Origin of the sequence: Winogradskyella psychrotolerans (genome assembly GCF_018860565.1) — a bacterium.
In the GTDB taxonomy this organism is placed as follows: Bacteria; Bacteroidota; Bacteroidia; order Flavobacteriales; family Flavobacteriaceae; genus Winogradskyella; species Winogradskyella damuponensis.
Window position 1 is genome coordinate 854,273 of the sequence record NZ_JAHKPS010000022.1, and the last position, 20,612, is coordinate 874,884.

Consider the following 20,612-nt stretch of genomic DNA (forward strand, 5'->3'; position numbering starts at 1 on the left):
TATGGAGGCTAAGTCCTTAAACGGAGTCATGACTTTTGCTCCAACATCCAGAAAAGAATTAATGCAATATGCCTTTGATAATCATAAAATTATGGTGGCTGTTAATGCAGAGAAAATTCTTCATGCTACAGACGAAAGTAGAGCGCTAATCAATAGAAATATGGGCTATCCAGATGGTATTGGAGCTGTTTGGGCTTTACAGAAAAAAGGAATAGATAAAGTAGTTAAGATTCCTGGGTGTGAACTATGGTTAGATGTTGTTGCTAATTATTATAAGACAAAATCGTTCTATTTAGTGGGTGGAAAACAAGAGGTCATTGATACAACAGTAGAAAAACTGAAGGCCCAATTTAACGGCATTACTATTTGTAACTATAGAAACGGCTACATTAAAACGGAAGCTGAAGAATTAGCTTTAATAGAAGATATTAAAAAGCACAATCCAGATGTGGTTTTTGTAGCCATGGGGTCGCCAAAGCAAGAGTTGTTAATGGAACGTATTCAAAAAGAACATCAAGCCGTTTATCAGGGGTTAGGAGGTAGTTTTGATGTGTTTACAGGCAATGTAAAGCGTGCACCAGAATGGTGGGTAAAAAATAACATGGAGTGGACTTATAGATTGATAAGTCAGCCCTCTAGAATAAAAAGACAGATACATTTAGTCCGTTTTTTTGTTAATTTGCATTTAAATAGATATTAATTGGGGGCAATTTTATGTTTAAAACAGCTCTTAAAAAGCCTTTATTACTTAATAAATAGTTTTAATATTATCATAAAGTTAAGGAGGTTTTTAAGTGCTTATTATGCTGTAAATTGCCAAACTATATCACAGATGTTATAAGGAGCTCCTTCGGGTATGCGTCGGATATGCGTCGGGTGTGCCTCGGGTAAACGTCGGGTCAAGCAGATATAAAATCATTATTTAAAATTATCAGTAATAGAATAAATACCAAATTTGTAAAAAGTTAACCATGTACAAAATTACAATTATCGCAGGGGCTAGACCTAATTTCATGAAGATAGCACCAATAATCCATGCCATTCAAAAAGCAAAACAAGACCATGGAGATATGGATTATCGTTTAGTGCATACAGGTCAGCATTATGATAAAAATATGTCTGGTAGCTTTTTTGAGCAATTAGAAATTCCTGAGCCACATGTTAATCTAGAGTGTAGTGGTGGTACACAAGCAGAGCAAACGGCGGCAATTATGGTTAGTTTTGAAAAGGAGTTAATGGCAAATCCTGCTGATTTGGTTCTTGTGGTTGGAGATGTAACTTCTACAATGGCTTGTGCATTGGTCGCTCAGAAATTACACACCAAAGTAGCGCATGTCGAAGGAGGTATTCGTTCAGACGATTGGTCTATGCCTGAAGAAATTAATAGATTGGTAACCGATAGTATTACGAACTACTTTTTTACAACTTCTGAAACAGCGAATACAAATTTGAAGCAAGGTGGAGTAAAAGACGATCAGATATTTTTCGTAGGAAACACCATGATTGATACCTTGTTAAAGCAGCGTCCTAATTTTACACAACCTAAAATTTGGAACGCATTAGGATTGGAAGAAGGGAATTACATCGTAATGACACTGCATAGACCAGCTAATGTAGATGAAGAGTCACAGCTAAAAGATATGATTGATGAAATTATAGCGAATACGCAAGACTTACCACTAGTTTTTCCTGTACACCCAAGAACAGCAAAAATTTTAGAACGTCTTAATATTAGTCATTCAAGATTACATACCGTAGAGCCATTAAGTTATTTAGAATTTAATTTTTTAGTAGAAAAAGCAAAAGCGGTCATCACGGATTCTGGAGGAATCACAGAAGAAGCTTCAATCATGCGAGTGCCTTGTCTAACATTGCGAGATAATACCGAACGGCCAGAAACGATTACCTTAGGGACTAATGAGTTGGTTGGAACGCAACCTGAAAAATTAAAACCATATTTAGACACCTTATTTGCAGGTAATTGGAAAAAAGGAAATGATATCCCATTATGGGATGGTAAAACGGCACATCGAATTGTGGAATGTTTAAAAAAGTTGAAATAATTTAACAATAATTCATTTAGATATATTTAAGCTTATTTAGTCTGAAATTTATGGTCTAAACAATAAAATTGTATCTTGCGCCTAGCTATTAATGGATTATAATAAAAGTACATCATCCTCTTATGATAAAAACTCTACTAGATAATTTTAGTCCAAGTGATAATGCTGTTATTTGGTTAATAGCAGCGTTTATATTGGCTTTTATTATCGCTTATAGAACCTTTCCTACAATTTTATATGTTTCAAACGAAAAACACTTAATGGATGAACCAGATAGTAGAAGTTTACATTCCACTAAAACACCCACTTTAGGTGGTATTGGTATTTTTTTAGGGGTTATAGTTGTGATAACTATAGTAGGAGCTTTTCTAAATACCAAAGTTTTACTTTTAGTAATGGGAGGCTTAACAGTCTTATTTTTTCTAGGTTTAAAAGATGACCTTACCGTGTTATCACCAGGTAAAAAATTAGTGGGGCAACTTTTTGTAGCGAGCTTACTTATTGTTTTTACAGATACTCGTATTATTGGCTTTTCAAGTATTTTAGATGTGTATACGTTACCATATTGGGTTTCTGTTGGTTTTACGCTATTTGTATATATATTAATTATAAATGCCTATAACCTTATTGATGGGGTAGATGGTTTAGCAGGTACCATAGCCTTAACTGCAAGTGCTATCTTTGTGTTCCTTTTTGTTAACGCTGAAGACCTAAGTTTAGCGACTATTGCTATTGCGCTTTGTGGGTCATTGTTGGCATTTCTTAGATTTAATTTCTCTTTAAGTAAAAAAATATTTATGGGAGATACAGGGTCAATGATTGTGGGGTTTTTATTAGCGTTTTTTACTATAAGTTTTATTAATATGGCTCAAGTAGATGAGGCTTCAGACTATTATAGAGCATCGCCAGCATTGGCTTTTGCTTTATTATTTTACCCATTTATTGATACCTTACGTATTTTCTTTATTAGAATTGTGATTCATAAAACAAGTCCATTTAAGGCCGATAAAAATCATATTCACCATTGGTTTATTAAAATAGGTTACAGTCATTTAATGACCACCATATTAATTTGTAGTATTAACTTTGTCATTGTGTGTATTGCTTTTAATATGTTACACCTTAATTTAAATACACAGATCATTTGTCTTTTACTATATGGAATTGCCCTATATCTTATCCCATTTGGATTGCACAAAATTAAAAATAGCTCTAAGATTACTGAGAATGAGGCCAGTTAATTAGAGTTAAGGTTTTGCTAGTATCTTAATTGCAGTTATATTTGCCAACTATAAAAAAAATATTTAAATGAATTTTAAAACATTAGGCCTAATAAGTCTTTTTATTTTAGCGTCTTGTGCTCCTAAAAAAGACATACTTTATTTACAAGATATTGAGGCTAAGGGAGGAAGTAGTATACCTTATCAATCCGTAAATATTCAACCTAATGATATTTTAAAAATAACGATAGGAAGTCTAGAGCCTTTAGCAGCATTACCCTATAATAAAAATATTGAGCAAGGAGCTCAGCCTCAAAATTTAGAGCTTTTGCAACTAGATGGATATGTGGTGTCTTTAAACCAAACCATTGAATTACCTGTATTAGGAGAAATATCTACTCGAAATAAAACCACTCAACAACTAGAAACCTTTATTAGTGACAAGTTAGTTAGTGAAGGCCATCTGTCTGATGCAAGAGTTAATGTACGTTTAATTAATGCAAAAGTGACCATATTAGGTGAAGTCAATCAGCCCGGAACTTTTAATTATACGGATCAAAACATGACATTGATTCAAGCTTTAGGTTATGCAGGTGATTTAACTATAAATGGTAAACGTGATGATATCTTATTAACCAGAGAAGTTGATGGTGTGCGTAAAGTAACTCATATAGATCTCACGTCTGCAGAGTTCATGAACAGTGAGTTTTATTTTGTAAAACCAAATGATTTCATAGTAGTTAATCCAAACAACCCTAGAGTTAAGAATGCTGGTTTTGTGAAGGATATAAGTACCGTATTAACAATTGCCTCTTTAGCGCTTAGTATAACTATTTTATTATCTCGATAACGATATGGATAATTCATTTAATAATTTTTCTTTACAAGAAGAGGATAGCACTGATATTAAACAAGAACTCAAGCGTTATTTACGCTATTGGCCTTGGTTTGCTGTAACATTGGCTGTGACGTTAATAAGTGCCTACATGTATTTAAGGTATGCTCCACGTGTTTATCAAACATATTCTAAAATTAAAATTTTAGATGAATCTGAAGGCTTAGAGTTGCCTACTTCGGCTTTTATATTTAAGAGAAAAAATATAAATTTAGAGAACGAAATAGAGATTTTAACCTCTTATTTAATAATGAACCGTGTGGTAAAGGAGTTAAATCTCAATACTAACTTTTATGAAGAAGGAACGATTCAAACGTCTCAAATAGAAGCTTTGCCTTTTGGATTTAAGCAAATTATTCATCCAGATAGTATTACAGAGCGGTTATCTTATAAATTAAAAATTAAAAATAATGGTATAGATGTCACTAATTTAAACACAGAGAAAGTGTTTTCTTTTCCGGGATCTACCACTCGTGATAGTGATTATAATTTACCATTTGAAATTGACCTTAACGTCAATGGATCTAAGTCTAATTTTATAGGTAATACATATATTTTAAACTTTAAGACTATTAAAAGTACGGCATTAAGTTTAAAATCTAATATTAAAGTAGAGTCAATTGGTGAGTTAAGTGATTTGCTGAAATTAACAATAAAAGGTGAGAGTAGAGAAGTTTCAGAGAAAATATTAAACACCTTAATGGATGTGTTTGATAAAGATGGTATTTATGACAGGCAGTTAATTTCTAAACGGACTTTAGATTTTATAGATGATCGTTTTGTGTTTTTAGCCCAAGAATTGGACTCGATTGAAGTAGGTCGTCAAGACTTTAAACAGCGTAATAATATTGTTGATATTACTGCAGATGCAGGATTAGGTTTAGAACAACGTGCACAGTCTGATGAGGAACTCTTTCAAATTGAACATCAATTAGCTTTATCTAAATTATTAGATAATTCGTTGAAAAATAATCCTGAATCTGATTTATTACCGTCTAATATCGGTATAGAGAATTCTAGTATTAATGTGCTTATTGCAGACTATAATAGCGCTGTCATCAATAGAGATAAATACTTAAGTAGTGGTGGTATTAATAATCCAATGGTTAAACAAGCTGTAGAACAAGTCCAAAGTTTAAAGGCGAATATAGATAAATCTATAAAAACGTATTCTAATCAACTTGAAGCGTCACGTCAACAATTAACTTTAAGAAATCGTAGATTTAGTGGTACAGTAGCTCAAATTCCCGAAAAAGAAAAACTATTAAGAGCAATTGATCGTCAACAAAAAATTAAAGAGAGTCTATATCTTTTATTATTACAAAAAAGAGAAGAAGCAGCTATTAATCTGGCTATTACGGAGCCTTCTATTAAGGTTGTTGAATATGCTTTGTCGGGTTCTAATCCCGTGTCACCTAAATCTAATATTGTATATGCAGCTGCAATCTTAGGTGGTTTGTTAATTCCATTTGGAATATTGTATCTTATTTTTATGTTAGATACTAAATTACATAGTAAGGAGGATGTCACTAAGATAAATTCTAATATACCAGTCATTGGCGAAATACCAGATGTAAAAAAGAAAGAGCATATCATTTTCGATGACCCAAATGCACGTACAGCCTTAGCAGAGTCTTTTAGGATTTTAAGTTCTAATGTGGATTATATTTTGCCAATTAAAGCCGATGGAAAAGGAAAGGTGATTTATTGTACTTCAACAATTAAAGGAGAAGGAAAAACCTATGTAAGTGTTAATTTGTCTTTAGCTTTATCTAGTATTAATAAAAAAGTATTATTAATAGGAGCCGATTTAAGAAATCCACAGATTCATACGCATATTCATGAAGAAAAGCATAAACCAGGATTATCTAATTATCTTCATGATACTAATTATGATTGGAGAGATGCTTTAATTAATGGTTTTGATAAACATCCTAATCATCAAATTATTTTATCAGGTGTTATACCTCCAAATCCAGCACATTTATTAACTAATGGTCGTTTTAAGAAGCTTATTGAAGAAGCTAAAGAAGAGTACGATTATATTATTGTAGATACAGCACCAACAATACTAGTAACAGATACCATGTTAATTTCTCAATTAGCTGATGCTACAATTTATTTGGCACGAGCAAATTTTACAGAAAAGAATTTATTAAAGTTCTCTAAAGATTTAACAGAAACAGGTAAGTTAAAAAATGTAGCTTATGTTATTAATAGTGTAGGAGCAAGTAGATCTTATGGGTATAGCTACAATTATGGTTACAATTATGGCTATGGTACTAAAGACTAACTTTTGAATATGGTTAGTCACTTTTTTGCAATGTGATATTTGTCATACTTTATAAAGGCTTTATAAACTACTTTTAATAGTGAATTATAAAACCAAAAGACATGAAAAATAATGCATTAATTTCTACAATAATGTCAACCGATATTATTGCACTCAATAGAGAGGATGATCTTGAAAGAGCAGAGCTTTTATTTAAACGCCATAAAATTAGACACATTCCTGTTGTTAATGAAGGAGTAATTATAGGGATGTTAAGCTATACCGATTTGTTAAGAATTAGTTTTGCAGATGCCGTTGATGAAACTGAAACTGAAATAGAAACCTTGGTTTACAACATGTTTACTATAGACCAGGTGATGGCTAAGAATGTAGTTACTATACCTTCTGATGCGACTATAAAAGAAGTGGCCAAGATTTTAGCTGAAAAAGAATTTCACGCACTACCAGTAGTTGATAAAGGACGTTTAGTCGGAATTGTTACTACAACAGATTTAATCAATTATTTATTGAAACAATTATAAAAAAAATGCGCTAAATGCGCATTTTTTATGAATTGGCTAAACGCTTTAATGTTTTAATAGTTGCCGTTGGGTTATCACTTTTAAAAACATGACTACCAGCGACAAAGGTGTCTGCGCCAGCTTCAACTAACTTTTGTATGTTTTTATCAGTAACACCGCCATCAACTTCAATACGCGTGTCTAAACCTTGCTCGTTTATCATTTGACGAAGGTTTCTTATGCGTTTATAAGTGATGTCTTCAAATTTTTGACCACCAAAACCAGGATTTATAGACATTAATAAAATCATATAACATTCTGGTAAAATATCTTCTAAAACGTTAAGCGGAGTTGTGATATTAAGTACAATACCTGCTTTACAGCCTGCATCTTTAATTTGTCTTAACGTTCTGTGTAAATGAACTGTAGATTCGTAATGAACTGTAATAATATCAGCACCAACTTTTGCAAATTCTTCAATATAACGCTCCGGTTTTTCAATCATTAAATGCACATCTAATGGTTTTGTAGCGTGTTTTTTGATGGCTGAAATCACAGGCATACCATAAGATATATTTGGTACAAAATGACCATCCATAACATCAATATGAAACCAATCAGCATCACTTTTATTTACCATTTCTGTGTCACGTTGAAGATTGCCAAAATCGGCAGCTAGCATTGATGGGGCAATTAATTTTGAAACCATTTTATGAGGTTGTTTTAGGTTTTAGCAAAGGTAATTAAAAAAGGAAGATTATGCTGAAGATAATACTGTGGTTTCATTAATATAGATAATAGGCGCTTTAGCTCTCTATTGAGTACAGACTGTGTAATTTAATTATAGCCAAATAAAAGAGTAATACAAAGCGAAAGAGGATGGTTACGAACTATTTTAAAAAAGTGAACCCACGGTAATCAGCCGTGGGTTCTTTCATCAATCAAAAAACGAACAGTTATGTTTTGTAACTGTTGTTGCTTTCATTAGGTTGGTCGTTAAATATACAAAAAACTAACCTAAATATGTTTTTAATATTTTACTTCTAGATGTATGTTTTAATCGTCTGATTGCTTTTTCTTTAATTTGCCTTACACGTTCACGTGTTAAATCAAACGTTTCTCCAATTTCTTCTAGGGTCATTGGGTGTTGACTAGCTAGGCCAAAATATAAGCGAATTACATCGGCTTCACGAGGTGTTAAGGTCTCTAAAGCGCGTTCAATTTCAGTACGCAACGATTCGTGTAATAGATCTCTATCTGGATTTGGTGATTCACCACTTCTAAGTACATCATATAAGTTAGAGTCTTCTCCTTCTACTAAAGGAGCATCCATACTTACATGACGACCAGAATTTTTCATAGACTCCTTAACATCGTTAATGGTCATGTCTAGCTCTTTAGCAATCTCTTCAGCAGAAGGTGGTCGCTCATGACTTTGCTCTAAAAAAGCAAAGGTTTTGTTTATTTTATTAATAGAACCAATTTTGTTTAATGGTAAACGTACAATACGAGATTGTTCAGCTAAAGCTTGAAGTATTGATTGACGAATCCACCAAACAGCATAAGATATAAATTTAAACCCACGTGTTTCATCAAAACGCTGTGCAGCTTTAATTAAACCTAAATTACCTTCGTTAATTAAATCAGGTAATGTTAACCCTTGGTTTTGATATTGTTTTGCAACAGATACAACAAAACGTAGGTTTGCTTTTGTTAATTTTTCTAAAGCAAGCTGATCACCAGCTTTAATACGTTGAGCTAATTCAACCTCTTCATCTGCTGTAATAAGGTCTACTTTGCCAATTTCTTGTAAGTATTTATCTAATGATGCAGTTTCCCTATTGGTTACCTGCTTGGTAATTTTAAGCTGTCTCATTTAATTTTAAGATTTGTGCAATTTTATTGCAACAACATGCTGCTTTTATTATACGTAACAAACTATCAAAATGTTACAAATAATATAAAATATTTTATTTGATTATTTGAAATGCAGAATTTAATTATTGGTGTAAACCCAATATCTTTAATCTAAAAAAATGTAAATATAACACCTCTTCGCTTTTTTGAAAATAAAAAAACCAGAACAAATGAATGTTCTGATTTAATTTTTGTGAGTTGTTAAACTATTTTATCAAGACGCCTATTCAAAAGTCAAATAGCGTTCAAATTGTTCTTCTGATAAAACCTTTTTAATCTTGTCGTTTAACTGTTTTTCTATTTTTGCTTTTTCATCTTCGCTTACAGGATTGTTACTAATACGAACTTTACTTTGTTCGTATGCCTTTAAAGCTGAATAAATTTCATTACGTTGTTCTTTGTCAAACTTTATGTGTTTTCTTAAAGCTTCTGTTTTTGTAGCGGCCTTAGCATTTATTTCTTTATTAATTTCTATTTTACTGTTTTGTGCTACAGTAGTTTGAGTTCCAAGAAATAGTGCAAATACAAATAAGCACAAGGTTATTACTTTTTTCATTATGGATTATTTAATTATAATTGGTTACTAAAGTAATAATTTTATTCAACAAAATAAAAAAGTATCGACTATCCGATACTTTTTTAGTGAAATAATCTATTTTTTGCTTTTATTTTTATTACGCATGCCTCTTTTTTTGTGCTTTTTAGGCTCCATTTTTTCATATTTAGCGTATTGTTCAGCAGTTAAAATAGATTTCATTTCACGTTTCATTGCTATTTGATCATCTAATCTTTGATTTTGCATCTTTACGAGTTCTTCTTTAGAAGGCTTTTCTCTCTTTTCTCCCGCTTTAGGTTTATGCGCTTCTCTTGCCTTATTTCTTGATTCAGCTTGCTTTAAAATTAGCTTGTGTACTTTTTGTTGTTGTGCATCTGTTAGGTCTAATTTTAAAGTCAGTTGTTTAGATTTTAAATCTGCAATATCATTTGGAGTCATGTCTTTTCTTAATTCAGAAGTATGAGATCTGTCTCTTTTGTCATGTTCTTTTTTTTGTGCAAAACCATTTAAGGTTACAAATGCTAGGGCAATAATTACTAATTTTTTCATGTTGTTTATATGTTTGTGTTATATTAGTTTAGACGTTATTAAATTTAAAACGTTTAAAGCCGTCGTTTTTTTTAACACAGAATTTAACATTATAAGTTTAGTAACTGTAGTGTGGTTAGGTATATCGTATTGTTTTCAACTTTGCTTTTTAACCAGGCATAAAAGCTAATGACGAATATATCTTCTTCTTTAATTGTAATCCATTCAAAAGTTGTTTCTAATTGATCTTTAAAATTTTCTGTTGTAACTGTTTTTGGTTTTATATAGTATAGTTCTGCGAATTTTAAAAATTGAAGGATTCTGGTTTGCCCTATTTCTTTTAAATACGTTGAATAACGACGTCTAAAACTTTTTAATCGTGAAAAGAACAAATCGTCTTCTTGTAATTCTATATACAATAAAAGTTCTGCTATGTTTTTTTTGATTATCCAATCTATCCCTGCTTTTTCTTTATACCATTGATCTGAATGATAAAATTTAGATGAAATAGATTTGGCTTTTGTAAAGTCTTCTCTTTGGAAATGAAACATAAAGCAAGTCAGCTGTATGTCTAATAAAGTTTCTGTATCCTTATGTTTTTTAGTTATGTGTTTTTCAACTAAGGCAATGGCTTCATTTTGTTTATTACTGAAGTTAAGGTTTAAGGCTTCAACTAAAGTTTTCTTTAAGATGAAGGTTTTATAGTAAGCCCCTTTTTTAAGTTGCATTAACTGTTCCATCTCTTTGATGTAGTGCAGGGACGTTTCAAATTTTTTGTTTCTAAAAAGCGTGTTGGCAATGATATAAACGATTGCAATTTGATAAAAAAGTTGCTTGTCGGTTTCCTTTTTTTGTTTGAGAATATCGTAACTTTTCATCACAAAGCTTTCAATAGAGTAATATTTTTTTGTGACAAAAGCCGAAATGTTAGCAATCGCTAAAATCTGATATAAAGACTTAAAAGAAAGTGATGTGTTAATTTCAATATGATGTGCTTTTAACAAGTGCTCAAGCTCAGATTCAAAGTCGATGACGTTTCCTTGGTAGGCTACTTCATTTAGTATAGATTTCAGTTTTGCATATACAATATTGAGTTGATCTTCTAATTGGTGTTTTTTCTGATTTGCTTTTTGCTTATTTATTAAGTCATCTAGATTTATTTTAGGATAATTTGGAGCATATTGGATTTTAGTATGGTAAATTTCGTTGCGTATGGCAAACAATGAATGTTCATCTGCTAGGCGTTCTGCTTTGTCTAAAATTTTATAAGCAATGTTGAAATTATTTTGAAGTAAAAATGTACGTGATGCTAAAATGTATTTAACGATCTGCATGTCAATAGAGTTCTCGTCTTCAAGGTTTTTATTGGCAGTATAATCTATTAAGGATTGTAATAGTCGCTTTCTAAGCGCATGGTAAGCATTACTTTTATCTACTTTATAGAGTTGTTTGCAAATAGCTTTTGAATCATAGGTAGAGTAGGCTAGTAATTTAAATAATTGAATGTTTTTGGTGTCTTTGCGTTTGTTCTTTTGCTGAAGATAATTTACAAATTTCTGATGATCTTCAGTGCTTAATGTATTGATGATTGATTTTATTTCTATCATTTAATCGTCATTAAATTATTTAATTAATCAGTGAATATAATGATTTATTATGTTTGCATATTAAATATATCGTCAGTTTTGTTGTAATTGTTGTTTTATAAATATTGCCTTTTATCTGAGATTTGCTCCATAATCATTAAAACCAAACAAGATGAATTATCAAACAACAGTATCGTTAAAAGACGAAGAAAATCTAAACTCAAAAAAGAAAGAAAAGAAAGTGTATAACCATAAGCCAACACCAGCGTTTATTGGTGCCTCATGGTCGGCTTTACTTATTGGTATGGTTGCTTATTGTGTTGGGCTTTGGAATGCAGAGATGATACTTAATGAAAAAGGCTATTATTTTACCATTCTCCTTTTTGGATTGTTTTCTGTAATTTCAGTTCAAAAAGCAGTTAGGGACAAGCTAGAAGGTATACAAGTTACAGAGATGTATTTTGGTATTAGTTGGTTTACATCCATTGCATCTATTGTTTTATTAACTATTGGACTTTGGAATGCCGATTTAGAATTAAGTGAAAAAGGATTCTATGCTATGTCCTTTACTCTAAGTTTGTTTTCGGCCATTGCAGTGCAGAAAAATACCAGAGATGTGGCTTATATAAATAATGAACTAGCGGCAAAAGAAGACGAACATTAGTTTTGATGATAGGTTAGATAATAACCCAAAACCTTGCAGCATTATATAGTGCTGCGAGGTTTTAAAATACTTTTTATAGTTTATTACTTTTAGACTTTCCATTTTAAAGGGGTATTGAAATATTTTTGATAATTAAATATTAAGAAACAAATGGCATTTACCATTAAAGAAAAATTAAAAAAAAGTCTTAAAGTGTTTATACTTGTACTTTTAAGCATATTTGTTATGATAGGATCTGTACTTTATTTTTTTCAAGAAAAATTATTGTTTATGCCTAGTAGGTTGTCGCAAAATTACCAGTATCAGTTTTATCATGATTTTGAAGAATTATTCCTTAAAACAGATGAAAGTACAAGCATAAATGCACTTCATTTTAAAGCTAAAAACCCAAAAGGTGTTATCCTTTATTTTCATGGTAATGCTGGCGATTTAAGTCGTTGGGGAGCTATTGCAGAATATTTTGTACTTCAGCAATACGACGTATTTATAATGGATTATAGAACGTATGGGAAAAGTACAGGGAAATTAAGTGAAGAAGCTTTATATAAAGATGCACAATATTGCTATAATTTCCTCTTAGAACAGTATTCTGAAAATCAAATTACCTTATATGGCAGATCATTAGGAACGGGAATTGCATCCTATTTAGTTTCAAAAAATAATCCTAAACAACTTATTTTAGAAACACCTTATTACAGTATTTTAGATGTTGCAAAAGACAGGTTTCCTATGTTACCGGTAAAACAAGTTTTAAAATATCATTTTCCAACCTATCAGTTTTTACCAAAGTCAGAATGCCCAATAACAATTATTCATGGTACTGATGATGCGGTTGTACCTTATGCTTCAGGAAAAAAGCTTTCAGAATTAAATATTGAAAACTTAAGCTTTGTGACTGTAGAAGGTGCTGCTCATAATAATTTGATTGAGTTTGAAGATTACCATAAAACCATTCAAACTATTTTAAACTAAAAAAAAGGCTTCAAAATTAATTGAAGCCTTTTTGTTAAGTTGTATTGTCATCTAGATTATTTAGGATCTAAAATTAAATTAATACGTTCTATAGCATCTGCTATATGAATTCTACTCATGGTATCTCCACCACGTGCAGAACGTAATTGACTACGTAAAGTTTTTAATTCAGCTCTTACAACCGCTCTAATATCTGATTGGCTAGTATTAACTGGTGTTACTTTAACGTAAGGACTAGATCTTCTGCTTGCTGTTTGGTTTTTAGCTGTCATCAAGTATTCTAATCTATCAATATGTGCACGTTGTAAATTACGTCTGTATGTGTCTATTTTTTTTCCAGTACGTAATTCACTCCAAATACCTGAACGTAAATCACTCATCATGTCAGGTAAAGAGTAGGCTTTGTTATCAAAGGTATAAGCTTCAGTTAAACGTTGCATTTTTCCTAAGCTCAAAATGTTATTAACTGTTCTAGATTGTAAAGCACGAACACGTTCTACAGAACCTGTAAACTCAATACGATCAAAGATATCTTTGTTAATTAACCATTCTGGAGTCTCAAATAAGTTATCATGAAGAAACTGCATAGCTTCTTTTTGATGTGCTTTTGGTACAGCGGTGTAAACAGGACCTTCTTGGTCGGCAGCTTTATAATGCTCGTAAACACCTCCAATGTTATTAGATACATGTCCCATATAGCGGTTAAATTGAGAAATTACATGACCGTACATTTCTTCTAAATCATCATAATCTTCTCCAGCTTCTGTAGTCCACTCAATTAAATTAGGTACAATACGCTTTAAATTCTTAATACCGTATTCACTCGCTAACATGGCATTATCACCTAAATCCTCAGTTTGAGAACTTGGGTCAACAACATCTCCAGCTTGTTGATGTCCAAAACGGTACATTGGGTCACCAGCATGTTTCATAATCCATTCATTAAGAATTGGCTTTTCTTCTTCAGCAGTTTTGTCTAAAATAGGTTTGTAACCCCAAGAAATAGCATATTTATCATAAGTTCCAATGTCTGGCATTAAAGCTACACCTTCATCTCCAGGTTGAGCTATATAGTTAAAACGTGCATAATCCATAATAGAAGGTGCAGTTCCGTACTTTTTAGTGAACTCTGCATCACGTAATTTTTCAACAGGATATGCCACACTACTTCCCATATTGTGAGGTAAACCTAAAGTGTGTCCTACTTCGTGAGCTGAAACAAAACGAATTAAACGGCCCATGACTTCGTCCTTAAATTGTGGACTCTGTGCATCTGGATTAATAGCAGCTGTTTGTACAAAGAACCAACCACGTAATAATGACATTACGTTATGATACCAATTAATATCACTTTCTAAAATTTCACCTGTTCTTGGGTCACTTACGTGAGGGCCATTAGCATTAGGAATTGGTGATGCTAAATAACGTACAACTGAGTAACGCGCATCTTCTGGGCTCCATTCTGGATCTTCTTCTACAGTAGGAGGATCTTTAGCGATAATAGCATCTTTAAATCCGGCAGCTTCAAAAGCTACTTGCCAATCTTCAATACCTTGTTTAAGATATTTTCTCCATTTTTCTGGAGTTGCTCTATCAATATAGTAGACAATCTGTTTCTTAGGAACTACTAATTCTCCACGTTTAAATTTTTCGATGTCTTCGTCTTTAACTTCCAATCTCCAACGATCTAAAAATTCTAAAGTTTTACTTTTTTGATCTTCCAAACCATAATCGGTTTGGTTACTTGTAAACCAACCTACACGCTCATCAAAATATCGACGCTTCATTGGTACTGCAGGTAATAATATCATAGAGTTATTAATTTCTATAGAAATCGCACCTGTATTAGAGTTTGATGGTGGTTGACCCGAAGCATAAGTTTTTACCGTACGGGACTCAATGTTTGTAGGGTAAGATTTAATGCTTTCGATGTATGAAAGCTGACCATCTAAACGTGAAATTTTATATTGTCGTCTAGCACGTTGAGGAAAGCCTAACGGCTTAACATCTTTTGAAAATAAATCTGTAACATCAATAACAGTGTTTAAAGAATCTTTACTGAATGCTTTAATTGGAAAAGTAGCAATTACGGGTTCAAAGTTAGAGTTAACTACCGCTTCATGTACTGGTAAAGAATCTGCAGCAACTACTTGGTGAGATACCATACGTAGCAATACTTTTTTATTTTTCTTTTCCCATCGTAATACTTGTTCGCTTAATTTTCCTCCACCAAAACCAAGTCCTGATGCTGTTTTAGCGATACGTGTAACCATAAGCATTTCTCTATCGAAAAGAGAATCTGGTATTTCATAAAAGAATTTGTCATCTACATTATGAACAGTAAATAATCCTTTGTCGCTTTTGGCGTCTTTGGTTATAATTTTGCTGTAAGGTTGAGGGTCATTTTTTCCAGGTTTTTTAGCTGGAGGTTTAGCCATCGCACTGGCGTCTTTACCTGATTTTCCAGCCTTTTTTATAGTAGAGCAAGAAAATGCTAGGAACGCGGAAACTACAAAGAGTAGCTTAATGGATACGTGTTTCAAAATAGTTGGTTTTTATTAAATTTTGATGAAAATACGGATTCTATTAAGAATCTGTTAATTTAAAAACCGATTTTAGTATTTTTTTAACGTGAGTCTTAAAGTGTGTTCATATATTCCTGAATTAAATTCAAACCTTCTGTATGGCGCATTGTTGTTCCAATAAAGGGCATGCTTATTCCTTCAGAATAAAATGATACTCTATAATCAATGACAACACTTTGTTCTACAATATTGCTTTCTTCTAAAGGTGTTTCAAATGCAAGATTTAAAGTAGATTCGTCTGCACAAGTACCTCCAGGAATATGGCAATGTGCACAGTTAATGTCCATGTAAGCCCTTGCTCTAGTTTCTAATGGAAGTGATGTGTCTTCCCAATTAGGAAGCGCTCTAACAGAAGAACTGCTTGATAAGCCTGTTAATTGTTGATTACTTATAAATTGCTCTAATTGATTCACCCCATTGATTTCAAAATTCATAGATCTTAATTTTGGACCTATTGGTATAATATCATTATTATTGTTATGGCAAGTAAAACAATCTGTATTTGAAGGGATTTTATAAGTTGTAGCGTTTGAGCTGCCTGATGCGTCAATCCAAGTGATAGGTAATGTGCTTCCTGCTAAATCTAAAACGGCATCCGTTTGTTCCTCGTTCCATTTGTAATCTCCAGTTTCCCAAGATCCATTTAATTTAATTAAAATACGCGTTTCAATAATAGTTCTTCCCAAAGATAGGTCGCGTTCATCTGTATTGTAATAAAAGGTTTTTGCTATTACTGTATGGTCTGGAAAAATAGGCAAGCCATCTCCATCAAACTCCATACTTGTTCCTTCTGGTAATGCTATGATACGTTGTTTGTGAGCATAATCAGAAAATAAGGTGGTATTCAGATTATATTCAAAAGCTAAAGGGGTTATTTGTAAATTTTCTAGATTTCCGACAAACAAATTCATTTCAGATAAAACAGGTTTGAATTCTGTAGCTACATTTGGTAATGCTGTTGTAAAGCTATATACGTCAGTATGAAGGCTGATGTTACCAGAGTTACAAACGGTTTGAATGTAGACATCGTAAGTTGTGTTGGCTTGTAAATTGATGAGTTGAGTATCTGTGTTAGATTCGGAAATGGTTGTTCCGCTTCCTAAAGCAAATCCTGAAATCCCATATTCTATTGTGTATTCTATGGAAGTATCAACGGTATTCCATGTGATTACTGCAGAATTACTGGTAATTGTATTTGAAGAAATATTTGTTACACTATCACAAACAGCGATAAGATCATCTGCATCATCTGAGCAAGAAAAAACGGCTAATATAGTTAAACAGAGAATAAGTAACTTTTTCATAATAAGGGACATTTTCTTTATAGAGATCAAATGTGAAAATACGAAAAATGTATCAATTATTATGTTTTTACTATTTTTTTGGATTTTGATTTGCATAAAAAAAGGAACTATCTCTCGATAATTCCTTTCTTTAATTTTTAAGTTACGTCGTTGTTACAGTGCTTTAAGTTTATAACTTAAAACACTATAATTTTTTGTGTATGAAATCTTTTGTTTACAGCGTTTTCAACTGTAATAAAATAGATACCTGATTTAAATTGGTTCACTTGAATTTCATTTTTATTAGTATTTTGTATCAATACTGATTTTCCAGAAATATCATAAAGACTAACTTTGTTTATGCCTTCAAAATTAATAAGATTATCAAGCGAAATCTTTTTTTCAATTTTGTTGTAATAAACTAAACCTGTTTCAGTTAAAAAAGTATCTTCAAGACTTAATTCTGTGTCAGCCTCGAATGCTCCTAAATCTACTGTTGTGTCAATTACTCTTGCATTTCCATTATAATCTAAATTAAATGAGGAAAGTAAGTTTGAATTATTTCCGGCATTGATAGATGTTGATGATGAATTTGTATTGTAATCATAGCCATCATTTAAAGAAAATGGTGCAAATAGGGAAGATCCAGGGCTAACGAATAAAGGATCTTGATTAATGTTGTTAGATCCTGTTGCAAAGCCACCTTCTACATTACAATAATCTACTGTAGGGTCTGATACACCAGCACCTACACGATATATCTCGGCAACTGAATTATTATCCCAAAAGATAGAGTTATAGATGTTAGAGTTTGTGCTAAATCTTATTGTAGTTGATGCAGCAGAAGAGTTTTCAACTTTATTTCCAGAAAATGTACAATTAACAATATTGTGATTTCCAGTGTTAAAAGTGGTGTGCATATATACAGTATTAGAAGCTGAAATATTTCCAAGAATTACTGAATTGTATAGGTTGAAATCAGTATCGTCACCAATTGTTGCTGCACCTCCAAAGTCTTGTGCTGTATTTCCCGATATTTCGCATCTATCCATTATTAATGAAGTAACACCATTTCCCGTTGAAATTCCACCTCCAGAACCTAAAGTACAAGTGTTATTGTATATTTTGGTTCTAAGAATTATTGCAGTACCAGATTGACTTAAATATATTCCTCCTCCAATATCTACTGATGTGTTATTATTTATAGAACAATCTTCAATTTTAATATTGCCAGATTCAGAGACTATTGCGCCACCAAAATCTTTAGAGTAATTTGAAATAAATGTACAATTGGCAATTGTTGGGCTTCCATTCAAATTATATAGTCCACCGCCTTTAGAGCCATTAGATACATTATTTGCATAACCATTGATTATTCTAAATCCATCTAATCTAGTCTGTGTATTTACATTAGACATATAAACGACATGATTGGTATTGTCAGTATCTATGCCAACTGTTCCTATGTCACCATTTAGAGTAGTTAAGTTTGCAGCGATGTCTCTTTCGTTTACATTTGATTCTGTACCATCGAAACTACCATAAAGTTTTACTCCACTCGGAATATTGAATCCATTAGATGTAGAAGGTTTATAAATACCAGATTTTACCCAGATTTGGTCACCAATAATAGAATTAATCAAAGCTGTTTCAATGTCAGTGTAGGCATTGGTCCAACTTGATCCATTATTTGATCCAGAAGCAGAATTATCAACATAAATTTGAGCACTACATATCGATGTTACGCAGATAAATGCAAATACAGTTAAAAGGAGTAATTTTATTTTCATATTTTAATTTTTTATTTAAATAATATTAGTGTTTTTAAACTAATTCTACATACAAACCGTCATCGGTTTTTTCAACCTTTGTTAATCCATGTTTACTTAAACCTTTAATGCCTTTGTCCCAACCTTTGTTACTTAATCCCGATTGAGATTTAAGTACATTTAAGTCCATACGTTTTTCTGCCTTTAAAACTTCTAAAATCGCTTTTTCGTTATCGCTTAAATCTACTTTTTTCTTTTCTGGTCGCATTTGAGGGAAGAACAACACTTCCTGGATACTTTGGTTGTTGGTTAAGAACATAATTAAACGATCCATGCCAATTCCCATACCTGATGTTGGAGGCATTCCGTATTCTAATGCACGTAAAAAGTCGTGATCAATAAATTCTGTTGCTTCGTCATCCCCTTTTTGAGCTAATTTTAATTGGTGTTCAAAACGCTCGCGTTGGTCAATTGGGTCATTTAATTCTGAATAGGCATTTGCAATTTCTTTACCACAAACCATTAGCTCAAATCGCTCTGTTAATTCTGGGTTTTCTCTATGCTCTTTACATAATGGACTCATCTCTTTAGGATAGTCAGTAATGAATGTTGGTTGGATATAATTCCCTTCACATTTTTCACCAAAAATCTCATCAATCAGCTTGCCTTTACCCATAGTTTCATCCACTTCAATATGCATGCCTTTTGCAGCCGCTCTTATTTCGTCTTCAGACTTATTATAAATATCAAAACCTGTAAACTCTAAAATAGAATCGCGCATAGTAATACGCTTATAAGGTGCTTTAAAATTGATTTTATGTTCACCAAAAGTAGCTTCAGACGTTCCGTTTACTGCAATTGCACAATGCTCTAATAGTTGCTCGCAGAAATCCATCATCCAGTTGTAATCTTTGTAGGATACATAGATTTCCATAGCTGTAAACTCTGGGTTATGTGTTCTGTCCATACCTTCATTTCTGAAGTTTTTAGAAAACTCATAAACACCATCAAAACCTCCAACGATTAAACGTTTTAAATATAATTCGTTAGCAATTCGCATATATAATGGAATATCCAAACTGTTGTGATGTGTTATAAACGGACGTGCAGCAGCACCACCTGGAATTGGTTGTAAAACAGGTGTTTCTACTTCAAAATAACCAGCATCATTAAAAAATTGACGCATAGCATTAAACAATTTAGTACGCTTAATAAACACTTCTTTTACATGTGGATTTACCACTAAATCTGCATAACGTTGTCTGTAACGTTGTTCAGGATCTGTAAACGCATCATACGTTTTTCCATCTTTTTGTTTTGGAATAGGTAATGGTTTTAAAGCTTTGCTTAGCAATTTAAAATTCTTAACCATAACGGTTTTTTCACCAACTTGCGTTGTAAAAAGTGTGCCTTCAATACCAACAAAATCTCCTAAGTCTAATAATTTTTTAAAGACATCATTGTATAGCGATTTGTCCTCGCCTTCGCATATTTCGTCTCTGTTAAAATATACTTGAATACGACCTTCGCTATCTTGCAATTGTGCAAAAGACGCTTTTCCTTGAATGTTAATTGCCATTAGACGACCAGCTATAATTACCTGTTTACCGTCTTCAAAATCAGATTTTATTTGTTTTGAAGTATGGTTTATCGGAAATAAATCCGCTGGATAAGGGTTAATCCCTAAAGCTCTAAGCTTTTCTAACTTTTGGCGTCTTACCAATTCTTGTTCTGAAAGTTGCATTCTTATTAATTTTTATAAACTTACCAAGTGTTGGTAA

17 protein-coding genes are annotated in these 20,612 nt (G+C 32.2%); 8 read left to right on the forward strand and 9 right to left on the reverse strand.

What is annotated here, in order from left to right; genetic code table 11:
- Nucleotide 1 precedes the first annotated feature (1 nt).
- The 6 genes from KO504_RS12530 to KO504_RS12555 all read left to right on the forward strand — a co-directional run bounded on the left by KO504_RS12530 (nt 2) and on the right by KO504_RS12555 (nt 6,992).
- A complete protein-coding gene (locus KO504_RS12530; RefSeq protein ID WP_215927337.1) occupies nt 2–700 on the forward strand; it encodes a WecB/TagA/CpsF family glycosyltransferase in 699 nt (232 codons plus the stop codon).
- A 271-nt stretch (nt 701–971) separates the two neighbouring features.
- Nucleotides 972–2,063, forward strand: coding sequence for a non-hydrolyzing UDP-N-acetylglucosamine 2-epimerase (wecB, locus tag KO504_RS12535; RefSeq protein WP_215927339.1), 1,092 nt, complete (start codon nt 972–974; stop codon nt 2,061–2,063).
- 122 nt (nt 2,064–2,185) lie between these two features.
- Nucleotides 2,186–3,304: an MraY family glycosyltransferase gene (locus KO504_RS12540; RefSeq protein WP_215927341.1), complete on the forward strand. Its 1,119-nt coding sequence runs from the start codon at nt 2,186–2,188 to the stop codon at nt 3,302–3,304.
- Nucleotides 3,305–3,371: 67 nt separating this feature from the next.
- Nucleotides 3,372–4,133 carry a polysaccharide biosynthesis/export family protein gene (locus KO504_RS12545; RefSeq protein ID WP_215927342.1) on the forward strand — a complete coding sequence of 254 codons (762 nt, stop codon included), beginning with the start codon at nt 3,372–3,374 and terminating at the stop codon, nt 4,131–4,133.
- Nucleotides 4,134–4,137: 4 nt separating this feature from the next.
- The gene (locus KO504_RS12550; RefSeq protein WP_215927344.1) at nt 4,138–6,471 is read left to right on the forward strand and encodes a GumC family protein; all 2,334 of its coding nucleotides are present in this window, start codon (nt 4,138–4,140) and stop codon (nt 6,469–6,471) included.
- Between the two features lie 101 nt (nt 6,472–6,572).
- On the forward strand, nt 6,573–6,992 hold the full coding sequence (locus KO504_RS12555) for a CBS domain-containing protein (protein ID WP_215927346.1): 420 nt from the start codon (nt 6,573–6,575) through the stop codon (nt 6,990–6,992).
- 25 nt (nt 6,993–7,017) lie between these two features.
- Here the strand turns inward: KO504_RS12555 and rpe are convergent, their stop codons facing one another.
- The 5 genes from rpe to KO504_RS12580 form a co-directional block, all read right to left on the reverse strand.
- The gene (rpe, locus tag KO504_RS12560; protein WP_215927348.1) at nt 7,018–7,680 is read right to left on the reverse strand and encodes a ribulose-phosphate 3-epimerase; all 663 of its coding nucleotides are present in this window, start codon (nt 7,678–7,680) and stop codon (nt 7,018–7,020) included.
- Nucleotides 7,681–7,983: 303 nt separating this feature from the next.
- Nucleotides 7,984–8,847 carry a sigma-70 family RNA polymerase sigma factor gene (locus KO504_RS12565; protein ID WP_092466645.1) on the reverse strand — a complete coding sequence of 288 codons (864 nt, stop codon included), beginning with the start codon at nt 8,845–8,847 and terminating at the stop codon, nt 7,984–7,986.
- A 264-nt stretch (nt 8,848–9,111) separates the two neighbouring features.
- On the reverse strand, nt 9,112–9,444 hold the full coding sequence (locus KO504_RS12570; RefSeq protein ID WP_215927350.1) for a hypothetical protein: 333 nt from the start codon (nt 9,442–9,444) through the stop codon (nt 9,112–9,114).
- A gap of 96 nt (nt 9,445–9,540) precedes the next feature.
- On the reverse strand, nt 9,541–9,993 hold the full coding sequence (locus KO504_RS12575) for a hypothetical protein (protein WP_215927352.1): 453 nt from the start codon (nt 9,991–9,993) through the stop codon (nt 9,541–9,543).
- Nucleotides 9,994–10,082: 89 nt separating this feature from the next.
- A complete protein-coding gene (locus tag KO504_RS12580) occupies nt 10,083–11,579 on the reverse strand; it encodes a hypothetical protein (RefSeq protein WP_215927354.1) in 1,497 nt (498 codons plus the stop codon).
- A 151-nt stretch (nt 11,580–11,730) separates the two neighbouring features.
- Here KO504_RS12580 and yiaA point away from each other — a divergent pair, with 151 nt between their 5' ends.
- Nucleotides 11,731–12,222, forward strand: coding sequence for an inner membrane protein YiaA (yiaA, locus tag KO504_RS12585; protein ID WP_215927355.1), 492 nt, complete (start codon nt 11,731–11,733; stop codon nt 12,220–12,222).
- A 225-nt stretch (nt 12,223–12,447) separates the two neighbouring features.
- On the forward strand, nt 12,448–13,194 hold the full coding sequence (locus tag KO504_RS12590) for an alpha/beta hydrolase (RefSeq protein ID WP_252723676.1): 747 nt from the start codon (nt 12,448–12,450) through the stop codon (nt 13,192–13,194).
- A 56-nt stretch (nt 13,195–13,250) separates the two neighbouring features.
- Here KO504_RS12590 and KO504_RS12595 read toward each other — a convergent pair whose 3' ends face one another.
- The 4 genes from KO504_RS12595 to lysS all read right to left on the reverse strand — a co-directional run bounded on the left by KO504_RS12595 (nt 13,251) and on the right by lysS (nt 20,575).
- Nucleotides 13,251–15,740, reverse strand: a complete 2,490-nt coding sequence (locus tag KO504_RS12595; RefSeq protein ID WP_354667398.1) for a zinc-dependent metalloprotease — start codon at nt 15,738–15,740, stop codon at nt 13,251–13,253.
- 92 nt (nt 15,741–15,832) lie between these two features.
- Nucleotides 15,833–17,083, reverse strand: a complete 1,251-nt coding sequence (locus KO504_RS12600; RefSeq protein ID WP_252723678.1) for a fibronectin type III domain-containing protein — start codon at nt 17,081–17,083, stop codon at nt 15,833–15,835.
- A 176-nt stretch (nt 17,084–17,259) separates the two neighbouring features.
- Nucleotides 17,260–18,852, reverse strand: a complete 1,593-nt coding sequence (locus tag KO504_RS12605; RefSeq protein WP_215927360.1) for a T9SS type A sorting domain-containing protein — start codon at nt 18,850–18,852, stop codon at nt 17,260–17,262.
- Nucleotides 18,853–18,886: 34 nt separating this feature from the next.
- On the reverse strand, nt 18,887–20,575 hold the full coding sequence (gene lysS / locus KO504_RS12610; RefSeq protein WP_215927362.1) for a lysine--tRNA ligase: 1,689 nt from the start codon (nt 20,573–20,575) through the stop codon (nt 18,887–18,889).
- Between the last annotated feature and the right edge of the window lie 37 nt (nt 20,576–20,612).

Excerpts from the sequence above, each read along its gene's own strand:
- KO504_RS12530 (WP_215927337.1), top strand. The coding sequence starts at position 2 with ATGGAGGCTAAGTCCTTAAACGGAGTCATGACTTTTGCTCCAACATCC.
- wecB (WP_215927339.1), top strand. The coding sequence starts at position 972 with ATGTACAAAATTACAATTATCGCAGGGGCTAGACCTAATTTCATGAAG.
- KO504_RS12540 (WP_215927341.1), top strand. The coding sequence starts at position 2,186 with ATGATAAAAACTCTACTAGATAATTTTAGTCCAAGTGATAATGCTGTT.
- KO504_RS12545 (WP_215927342.1), top strand. The coding sequence starts at position 3,372 with ATGAATTTTAAAACATTAGGCCTAATAAGTCTTTTTATTTTAGCGTCT.
- KO504_RS12550 (WP_215927344.1), top strand. The coding sequence starts at position 4,138 with ATGGATAATTCATTTAATAATTTTTCTTTACAAGAAGAGGATAGCACT.
- KO504_RS12555 (WP_215927346.1), top strand. The coding sequence starts at position 6,573 with ATGAAAAATAATGCATTAATTTCTACAATAATGTCAACCGATATTATT.
- rpe (WP_215927348.1), bottom strand. The coding sequence starts at position 7,680 with ATGGTTTCAAAATTAATTGCCCCATCAATGCTAGCTGCCGATTTTGGC.
- KO504_RS12565 (WP_092466645.1), bottom strand. The coding sequence starts at position 8,847 with ATGAGACAGCTTAAAATTACCAAGCAGGTAACCAATAGGGAAACTGCA.
- KO504_RS12570 (WP_215927350.1), bottom strand. The coding sequence starts at position 9,444 with ATGAAAAAAGTAATAACCTTGTGCTTATTTGTATTTGCACTATTTCTT.
- KO504_RS12575 (WP_215927352.1), bottom strand. The coding sequence starts at position 9,993 with ATGAAAAAATTAGTAATTATTGCCCTAGCATTTGTAACCTTAAATGGT.
- KO504_RS12580 (WP_215927354.1), bottom strand. The coding sequence starts at position 11,579 with ATGATAGAAATAAAATCAATCATCAATACATTAAGCACTGAAGATCAT.
- yiaA (WP_215927355.1), top strand. The coding sequence starts at position 11,731 with ATGAATTATCAAACAACAGTATCGTTAAAAGACGAAGAAAATCTAAAC.
- KO504_RS12590 (WP_252723676.1), top strand. The coding sequence starts at position 12,448 with ATGATAGGATCTGTACTTTATTTTTTTCAAGAAAAATTATTGTTTATG.
- KO504_RS12600 (WP_252723678.1), bottom strand. The coding sequence starts at position 17,083 with ATGAAAAAGTTACTTATTCTCTGTTTAACTATATTAGCCGTTTTTTCT.
- KO504_RS12605 (WP_215927360.1), bottom strand. The coding sequence starts at position 18,852 with ATGAAAATAAAATTACTCCTTTTAACTGTATTTGCATTTATCTGCGTA.
- lysS (WP_215927362.1), bottom strand. The coding sequence starts at position 20,575 with ATGCAACTTTCAGAACAAGAATTGGTAAGACGCCAAAAGTTAGAAAAG.